The following is an 8,289-nucleotide window of genomic DNA, read 5'->3' on the forward strand; positions in this document are numbered from 1 at the left end:
AGCACAACACTTGGGTCGTGTTCAATACCAAAATAATCTAAATATAACGAAACCTGATAGTCAAGTGTATGATGTCCGTGATGGATTTGATAGCCCAAAGAAGCTGCTTTTTGTAAAAGAGCGGTCTCTTTAGGTTTCATGATAATATCTGCCATAATAGTATGTTTCTCAAAAAAAGTAGGGTCAAAAGGCAAAGGGTCATTGGGTTGTAAACCGCAATTACTAGCATTAATCGCCAAATCTATATCATTTGGAGGGGTATGCTGTGCCAGTATTTTGATTTCGGGATAATAAGAACGTAATCTTTCGGCAAGTGCCTCTGCTTTTTCAGGAAAAATATCATTCAAATACAAAGTCGAAATTCCAGCATCGCAAAGCGCCACCGCCAATGCACAACCTGCTCCTCCTGTACCCACCAAATACACGCTTTTTCCTTGACAAATAAACCCTTTGGCTTCCAAACCAACTACAAAGCCTAGACCATCGACCGTATCGCCATACGAACGACCATTTTCGTCAAATCGAATCAGATTGACACTCCCCGAACGTTTTGCTCGTTCGGTAGCTTCATCGACCAAATGCACTAAAGGATTTTTATAAGGAATCGCAATCGTCATGCCTTTAAAGTTTTTGAAGTGCTTAAAGGCTGTAAAAATACTTGAAAGATTATCGGGTTCTACTTCAATTGGAATCCAGATGGCGTTGATACCCAAGGCAGGGAAAACTTGATTCATCAAAATAGGTAGGCGAATTTGTTTGACAGGATAGCCTGGCGTTGCAAATACCAAAGTTTTACCGTCAATTTCGGGGGTAAATATTGTTGTTGTATTCATAAGTAAATTAGCAGAAAAACGCCAAAGTTTTTCGCCTTTCCTTCAATCAAAGGATGAAATGCTAGTTGAGATGGATAACAGTTTTACCGCTAAAATTACAAGATAATTCCTTCTTGATAGAATCTTTTCTATAAATAATATCATGAAATCGATTTAATAAATCAAAATGATACATTGTAGGATTTGGAATGATGATTTGCGAGTGAGGAGTTTTGGGATGTCTTTATAAATTACTTTGGAGAAAAATACGTTTTGTAAAAGTCCAAAATCAATTAACCAAGCTTCTTACAGACAATCGCGTGAGTGATTTCAAAGGTCGCATAGGTTGGATTATCACTAAAAATAAGGTCTTTTAATACTACCGAATCGTCAGTAATCGGTAAAGACGAACTGACCAAAGCTACGCCCATTCCCATGCCGACCAAACCTACAAGTAGCTCGATACTAGATACTTCCTGAACAATTTGGGGCTCACGATGAAAGCCCGCAGTCCTGCAACGGCGTTCAATTTCGTCATAAAGCGTATATAAATTGCGCTGAACTTCTATCCAACGTTCGTTACGTAACTGTCCGATTTTGATTTTCTTGTAGTTGGCTAAGGGATGTTTGCTCGATAAAAGCACTTTCAAAGAATTTGGCTCGGTATGTCGAGGCGAAAGATTGGGAAAAATAAGGGGAAAATGAGTAATACCCAAGGCTATATCATCACGTATCAATCCTTCTTGTACAGCCTCAGCCGTAGAATACTCCACCAATTTTATGAGAGAATCGGGATACCATTCTTGTACTTTTTGGGTAAACTCAATGACTTTCGTTTTTGGGAAAAGTCGGTAATATCCTAAGCTGATTTGCTTTGCTTTTGTACCCAACTTTTTGGTATTCTCTAACATACGGTCAAATTGCTCCGTAAATCTTGAGGCATCTTTTAGGAGAAAAAATCCTGCTTCGGTTAATTCTACTTTTTTATGTAGTTGTCTTTTGTTTTTATCAAACAACTCAATACCTAGTTCTTGCTCAATAAGATTGATTTGTTTGGTCAATGCAGGTTGTGAAATACAAAGGTTTTCAGCAGCTCGACCAAAATGCAACTCTCGTGCTACCTCAAGAAAATATTTGAGTTGTCGTAACTCCATGTGGATGCTTATTGAGTGATAGGAAGCGACACTTCTATTTTGGATTGCGGATTTGCGATTGCGGATTTCGGAGTTAGAAATGCACCTCTATCTTGTATAAAAAACAGGATAAAATCCGAAATCAAATATCCGAAATCCAAAATCATAAAGAGCCTCTCATGTTGAGATAAAAAGGATTTTCGATATGTTCTTTCGAAGAATTAAGTACCAATTTGGCGGCGGTAACGCCCATTGCCTCAAAGTCAGTAGAAATGGTTGTTAAGCCTTTCATAATAAACTTTTTGAGTGGTGTTTCGTTGTAAGAAATAATACCTACATGCTCGCCAACAGTCAGATTTAGGGTGATGATTTTTTCTAATAATTTTACCAAATCATCTTCCATCAAACTAATGAAAACCTCTCCTTCATTGACGGGTTCTTCGTCCAAATTATGTACAATATGATGATTGAAGGCATAATTACTACAAAAAGTTTTGAATCCTTTCAAGATTTCTTGAGGATAATAGCTATGCTCAGGAAAGACTAATTTAATGGTATGATATTTACTCAAAGCATCCAAAGCTTGGCTCAATGAGTTAAAAATATCTTTTTCAAAGTTTTCATACACAGCCCCATAACTTCCCTGAATCTCTTTGACTTTTTTATCAATAATTATCAGTTTGTCTTTTGGGAGCTGATCTAGCAATTGATACGCTTTTTCTTCCTCATCAATAAAATGCGGAATCACAACATAATGTGTATAATTGCTTTTTTGTTGTCCCAGTAGTTTACTAAAAAGTACGTAATCGTTGTTGTAAATATAAAAGTCAATAGCCGCTTTGTCGCCCAGTGTTTTGACAAAAGCATCATAAATAATTTTTTTGTGCGGACTTAGTTTATTGAACACCAAGAAAATCTTGAGTTCTTGCGACAAAAAAGTACTTGCCACAAAATAGCCTTTTCCTGGCGACGAAGTCAAAACGCCCAACTTACGCAGTTCGTTATAGCCCTTTTCGACGGTAATACGTGAAATATCGAACTCGATACTTAGTTCGTTTATCGAGGGCAATAAATCCCCCGTTGTGAGGATACCCTGTCTAATAGCACTAAGTACCGAGTTGACAAGTTGCTGATATTTCGGGGTTGCCGAAAATTCATCAATATTCAAATGTTCTAAAAAACGCTCTTTTTTCATAGAGAATTACCGATACCGACAATAATTACCGATAAGAGGATAATACCAATACCTGTTAAAATCGTACGGAAAGTAGGTTTCGAAACACCCTTCCATTCGCCTAATACGATACCCCAGCAGTTAGAAGTTAGGATAATAGTTGCCATGTGCAAAATCCATGAGCTAGCCCCATTGCCTAATTTACTTTCGCCCATTCCATAGAAGAAAAACTGCAAAAACCATGTTGTACCAGCCACTGCTGCAAAAGTATAGTTTTTTGTTAGAGGGGCTTTGGTGTTTAGATAATCACCAAAAGTTTTGTTACGTGTGTTGAGATACATACACCATACAAAGTTGGTCACAAACCCACCCCAGAGTACCACTACAAAGATAACATTGTTTTGGAATAATGGATTACATCCTTTTGCCACGGCTGCTTCGGCCATGGCCTTTCCTGCCTCAATACCAAAGTTGAAACAAGCACTCATCATACCCGAAATAGTAGCTACGATAAGCCCTTTGGTTAGGTTAAATTCTTTGATTGTTTCTTTCTTTTGTTCTTCGGTGAGTTCATTTTCTTTCATCATACCAGCTTTGCCACAAACCATGATACCCCCCAAACAAACCAAAATGCCCAACAATACCACCTGACCGCCAGTATGGCTAATCATATAGGAGAAAGTACCCTCAACGTCATTAGTAAACAAATCACGATAGACGGCAGGCAATAAAGACCCAAATGTAGAACACAAGCTCAAAGCGATAGACATACCCAACGACATACCCAAATAACGCATAGCCAAACCGAAGGTCAGGCCACCGATACCCCAAAGTAAGCCCATCAAAAATGTCCAAAAAATTACACCTTGGTCGGTAGTTTTGATAATCTCCATAAAATCGGGAATGGTAAAAAAGGCAGCTAAATGTGGTACAAGAAGCCACGATACTACCCCGCCAACAATCCAAGCACTCTCCCATGCCCATGATTTTACACGATTGTAAGGGATATAAAAACTCCCAGAAGCAAAACCACCTACCGAGTGGAAAATAACGCCAAGAATAGATTCCATAAAAAGGTCTTTTTACATAGTCTAAGATTTAGGTCGATTTGGAACAACCTGCAAACCTTAAAATTGTGATTATATGAAGTTTGATTATTGAAAAACAAATATTATTCTACAAATATAACCCTTTATACACCTTACAACTGTCCTAAGCCATCTTTGAATATTGCTGTTTTTTGATTACTAATAGCTATATATAAAATAACTATAGGTTATAATTCTACTCGATATTTCTCCTATAATTTAATTATCTATCAAAACGTTATATCACTGTAACAGGAAGGGAATTGTACTATTATAAGTATTTAGTTTTTAATTATTAAGGGCTATGCTTTTGAAATACAATTTTTTGTATATTCCATTGAGTATCATTACTGAAGAAGTAAATATCATTTTTCTAGGGAATGATACAAGACTTTACGTAAGAATGAAATTTAATAGAAGTCTGTATTGATGAGGTTATTTGCTTGCATTCAATTCTTAACTTTATAAAACAGCACTATAGATTTTGATAAAAATCTCCTCATTGCCCCAATTGTATCTAATCTCAGGTCTATATATTTTCAAACCTATGGAAAAACAACCTCTTTTTATTGAAAAACAACGCTTTAACCAATGGTGGATGTGGTTGATTTTATTTGGCACAAATAGTCTCTTCATTTATGGCTGGATTCAGCAAATCTATTTAAAAATTCCCTTTGGTGACCATCCTATGAGCAATACAGGATTATGGATTGCCGTGTTAGCAATGTTGGCATTTACGCTCTTTATGCGCTCTTTTTGTCTTGAAACAATCATATATGAAGATGGTATTTATGTACGATTTATTCCTCTTCAAAAAAGCTTTAGAATCTATCGTTGGGATATGCTTGCCGAAGTTTATGTACGAAAATATGCGCCATTATCAGAATATGGAGGCTGGGGATATCGTGTAGGATTGGGGAATGTGGGAGGAGCGTTGAATATTTCGGGAGATATGGGAATTCAACTGGTTTTTAAAGATAATAGCTCTTTACTCATAGGTACACAAAAACCCGAGGAAGCCCAAAAAGCTCTGACATTAATCAATTTTTCACCAGTAGAATAAGTTAGTACGCAAAATAAAGTTTAAGATTGTGCTTTAGGCTTTCAGGTATTGGCTTTCGGCGGTGGGCTATGGGAAAAATGCATGTTCGTGGTTGTTAAAAACATTTTAACACTTGTTGCCTTGTGCCTGTTCCCTAAAACACATAACCTGAATCTTATTATGCACGATTACTTAATTGAGTGATTACTTTAATTGAATTTTAAAATAATCACTCATTCACTCAATAAGTAAACTCTATCCAATAACCATCAGGGTCTTGAATAAAAATTTGTGGCACGCCATCAGGGCGCATTTTGGGGCCTACCATAGGTATTTTTTTTGCCTTCAAAAAGGCTTCACACTCTTCTATATCTTCCACTTCTATTGCAAAATGATTTCGTCTTGTCCCGCTAACAATAATTTCATCGGTACGTCCAGCAATTAGATGCAAAGTATGTCTGCCCAGAGCATACCAAGCCCCCTCAAAATCAAAAGCTGGGCGAGGTACTTCTGGCAATTCTAGGATATTTCCATAAAACTCTTTCGACGCCTCTAGGTCTTTGACAAAATGGGCGATATGATTTATTTCTTTGATTTTCATAGTGATGTAAAAATAAATGCACACACGCCAAAACGTATGTGCATTTACTAAAGGACTGATATTACTTATGCTTTATGCTGTAAGCAAAATAAGGTAATTGCCTAATGCATGCGGCTTAAAGCCTAAAGCGCCTAAAAATGATTTTGACTTATCTTTTTGGAAAATTAGGCAATTTCATTTTACCATCTTGTACACGGTTCATCATACGCATCATTTTACGCATTTCTTCAAACTGCTTCAACAAGTTGTTGATTTGTTGTACCGAAGTACCCGAACCAGCAGCAATACGTTTCTTACGAGACATATCTAATAATTCTGGTTTCTGACGCTCTTTTGGAGTCATCGACTGGATAATTGCTTCGATTGGCGTAAACGAATCATTCGAAATATCAACGTCTTTGATAGCTTGACTCATACCTGGAATCATGCCCATCAAATCTTTGATATTACCCATTTTCTTGATTTGTTGCAATTGAGAATAGAAGTCCTCAAAACTAAATTGGTTTTGACGGATTTTCTTATTGATACGTTCTGCTTCTTCTTCGTCAAAGGCATTTTGAGCTCTTTCAACCAAGGAAAGTACGTCACCCATACCCAAAATACGGCTAGCCATACGATCTGGGTAGAATTGGTCAAGGGCATCCATTTTCTCACCTGTCGAGATAAACTTGATTGGTTTCTCAACTACGTGACGAATAGAAAGCGCCGCACCACCACGCGCATCACCATCCAACTTGGTCAAAACCACCCCGTCAAAATTCAAACGGTCGTTGAACGCCTTTGCAGTATTCACGGCATCCTGACCTGTCATAGAGTCTACTACGAACAAGGTTTCAGATGGTTTGATAGCTTGTTTTACCGCTGCAATCTCGTTCATCATAGCCTCATCTACAGCCAAACGACCAGCAGTATCGACAATGATTACTTTTTTACCCATTTTGCGAGCATATTCTAGCGCATTTTGGGCAATTTGTACAGCATTTTTGTTTTCTGGTTCAGCATAAACCTCTACTTCTACTTGTTCTCCTAGTACCTTCAACTGGTCAATCGCCGCAGGACGGTAAATATCACAGGCTACCAAGAGTACGTTACGACCTGATTTTTTGAGGTACTGAGCCAACTTACCTGAAAATGTAGTTTTACCAGAACCTTGCAAACCAGCAATCAAGATAACAGAAGGGTCATTTTTAAGGTTGATACCTTGTACTTGCGAACCCATCAATTTTACGAGCTCATCATGTACAATTTTTACCAACATCTGACCTGGGTCAACTGCAATAACGATTTTTTGACCCATCGCTTCATCTTTGATGCGGTCGGTAATTTCTTTCGCTACTTTGTAGTTAACATCGGCATCCATCAAGGCACGACGGATTTCTTTCACTGTAGCGGCTACGTTAACGTCCGTGATGCGTCCCTTACCTTTAAGGGTGCGCATGGCGGTATTAAGTTTATTACTTAAATTCTCAAACATTGTCGGTTATAGCTAAAAATCTTATAGTTCATTCTATAGAACCGCAAAGGTACAAAAAAAATTAAGCATTAGTAGTTTCATAAATTGCTAATTATTATCTTGTAATAGATATCCCTACCTCCAATTTATACTTACAAACTTTATATCCTTCCTATCATATTTGCAGCGGTTTACAGACAAACAATGAGTTTGACTTGTGACTATGCTTGATAATTATTGTTTTTGTTCACCTTGTATTATCATTGATACACCCATCTTTCAAAAATAATTTTGTGCACTCAATTTATTGTATTACAAGTATTTAAAGCTCTAGTAAAACTATTTTGTTTCACCAAATACATACAATACTGATATGAAAGCACCTCAATTTATCCTTTACGTAATCATACTCATTTGCTCAAGCTTTTTGGCAAAAGCTCAGTTTATCAGCATTGATGAGGCTCGACACAAAGAACTAAAAAAGGCAGGAAAAGCGGGCCTATTTGTGGATATTCATCAGGATGAAAAAAATCCTTTGATTTACAAAATTCTTATAAATCATGCACAGTCTGAGTCAATTATGACTTACTTACGTCCGCGCAACTCGGCAGAGTTTATTGAACAAAAGGAGGCAAATTTAAAAGACACCCACGCAATGCTCAACCTGAACTTGGCGGGGCTTGAAGATGGGGAATATACGTTTGTGGTAAAAACAGATAATCAATTTTTTATTAAGCATTTTCTTATTACAAGCGGCGATTTGGTCTATGAAAAGGTAGGAGGGAAGGAGGTCTTATCTATCAACAGACAAATTCAGGCCGTTGATTAGCGAAAGTCACTAGTATATTTGCCTCTAGGCAATAGGCATTAGGCAATAGGTAACAGGCAATAGGCATTAGGCAATAGGTAACAGGCAATAGGCATTAGGCAATAGGCATTAGGCAATAGGTAATAGGCATTAGGCAATAGGCAATAGGTAATAGGCA

General features: G+C 37.4%; 8 protein-coding genes. 2 read left to right on the forward strand and 6 right to left on the reverse strand.

Translation table 11 applies throughout. The features are described from left to right. The 4 genes from ACOVQ4_RS19770 to rhaT form a co-directional block, all read right to left on the reverse strand. The coding region (locus tag ACOVQ4_RS19770) for a shikimate dehydrogenase family protein (protein WP_421822329.1) at positions 1-833 on the reverse strand (833 nt) is incomplete at its 3' end. A gap of 272 nt (positions 834-1,105) precedes the next feature. Beyond that, a complete protein-coding gene (locus ACOVQ4_RS19775) occupies positions 1,106-1,966 on the reverse strand; it encodes a LysR family transcriptional regulator (RefSeq protein WP_421822330.1) in 861 nt (286 codons plus the stop codon). 142 nt (positions 1,967-2,108) lie between these two features. Further along, complete coding sequence (locus ACOVQ4_RS19780; protein ID WP_421822331.1) at positions 2,109-3,140, reverse strand: GntR family transcriptional regulator; 1,032 nt, start codon at positions 3,138-3,140, stop codon at positions 2,109-2,111. Continuing rightward, positions 3,137-4,189, reverse strand: a complete 1,053-nt coding sequence (gene rhaT / locus ACOVQ4_RS19785) for an L-rhamnose/proton symporter RhaT (RefSeq protein ID WP_421822332.1) — start codon at positions 4,187-4,189, stop codon at positions 3,137-3,139. Before rhaT ends, ACOVQ4_RS19780 begins: the two co-directional genes overlap by 4 nt. A gap of 565 nt (positions 4,190-4,754) precedes the next feature. On the opposite strand from rhaT, the gene ACOVQ4_RS19790 reads away from it, so the two are divergent. Continuing rightward, on the forward strand, positions 4,755-5,270 hold the full coding sequence (locus tag ACOVQ4_RS19790; RefSeq protein WP_421822333.1) for a hypothetical protein: 516 nt from the start codon (positions 4,755-4,757) through the stop codon (positions 5,268-5,270). Between the two features lie 220 nt (positions 5,271-5,490). Here ACOVQ4_RS19790 and ACOVQ4_RS19795 read toward each other — a convergent pair whose 3' ends face one another. Beyond that, positions 5,491-5,850 (reverse strand): VOC family protein, encoded by a 360-nt coding sequence (locus ACOVQ4_RS19795; RefSeq protein ID WP_421822334.1) that lies wholly within the window; start codon positions 5,848-5,850, stop codon positions 5,491-5,493. A gap of 148 nt (positions 5,851-5,998) precedes the next feature. Beyond that, positions 5,999-7,324: a signal recognition particle protein gene (gene ffh / locus ACOVQ4_RS19800; RefSeq protein ID WP_421822335.1), complete on the reverse strand. Its 1,326-nt coding sequence runs from the start codon at positions 7,322-7,324 to the stop codon at positions 5,999-6,001. Between the two features lie 352 nt (positions 7,325-7,676). Here ffh and ACOVQ4_RS19805 point away from each other — a divergent pair, with 352 nt between their 5' ends. Further along, positions 7,677-8,132 carry a hypothetical protein gene (locus ACOVQ4_RS19805; protein ID WP_421822336.1) on the forward strand — a complete coding sequence of 152 codons (456 nt, stop codon included), beginning with the start codon at positions 7,677-7,679 and terminating at the stop codon, positions 8,130-8,132. The last annotated feature ends 157 nt before the right edge of the window (positions 8,133-8,289 follow it).

The sequence above is a fragment of the Flectobacillus sp. genome, from assembly GCF_049240685.1.
GTDB lineage: Bacteria > Bacteroidota > Bacteroidia > Cytophagales > Spirosomataceae > Flectobacillus.

Bases quoted from the DNA above. Each gene is read 5' to 3' on its own strand.
- ACOVQ4_RS19780 (WP_421822331.1), bottom strand. From the start codon at position 3,140: ATGAAAAAAGAGCGTTTTTTAGAACATTTGAATATTGATGAATTTTCG.
- ACOVQ4_RS19795 (WP_421822334.1), bottom strand. From the start codon at position 5,850: ATGAAAATCAAAGAAATAAATCATATCGCCCATTTTGTCAAAGACCTA.
- ffh (WP_421822335.1), bottom strand. From the start codon at position 7,324: ATGTTTGAGAATTTAAGTAATAAACTTAATACCGCCATGCGCACCCTT.
- ACOVQ4_RS19790 (WP_421822333.1), top strand. From the start codon at position 4,755: ATGGAAAAACAACCTCTTTTTATTGAAAAACAACGCTTTAACCAATGG.
- rhaT (WP_421822332.1), bottom strand. From the start codon at position 4,189: ATGGAATCTATTCTTGGCGTTATTTTCCACTCGGTAGGTGGTTTTGCT.
- ACOVQ4_RS19775 (WP_421822330.1), bottom strand. From the start codon at position 1,966: ATGGAGTTACGACAACTCAAATATTTTCTTGAGGTAGCACGAGAGTTG.
- ACOVQ4_RS19805 (WP_421822336.1), top strand. From the start codon at position 7,677: ATGAAAGCACCTCAATTTATCCTTTACGTAATCATACTCATTTGCTCA.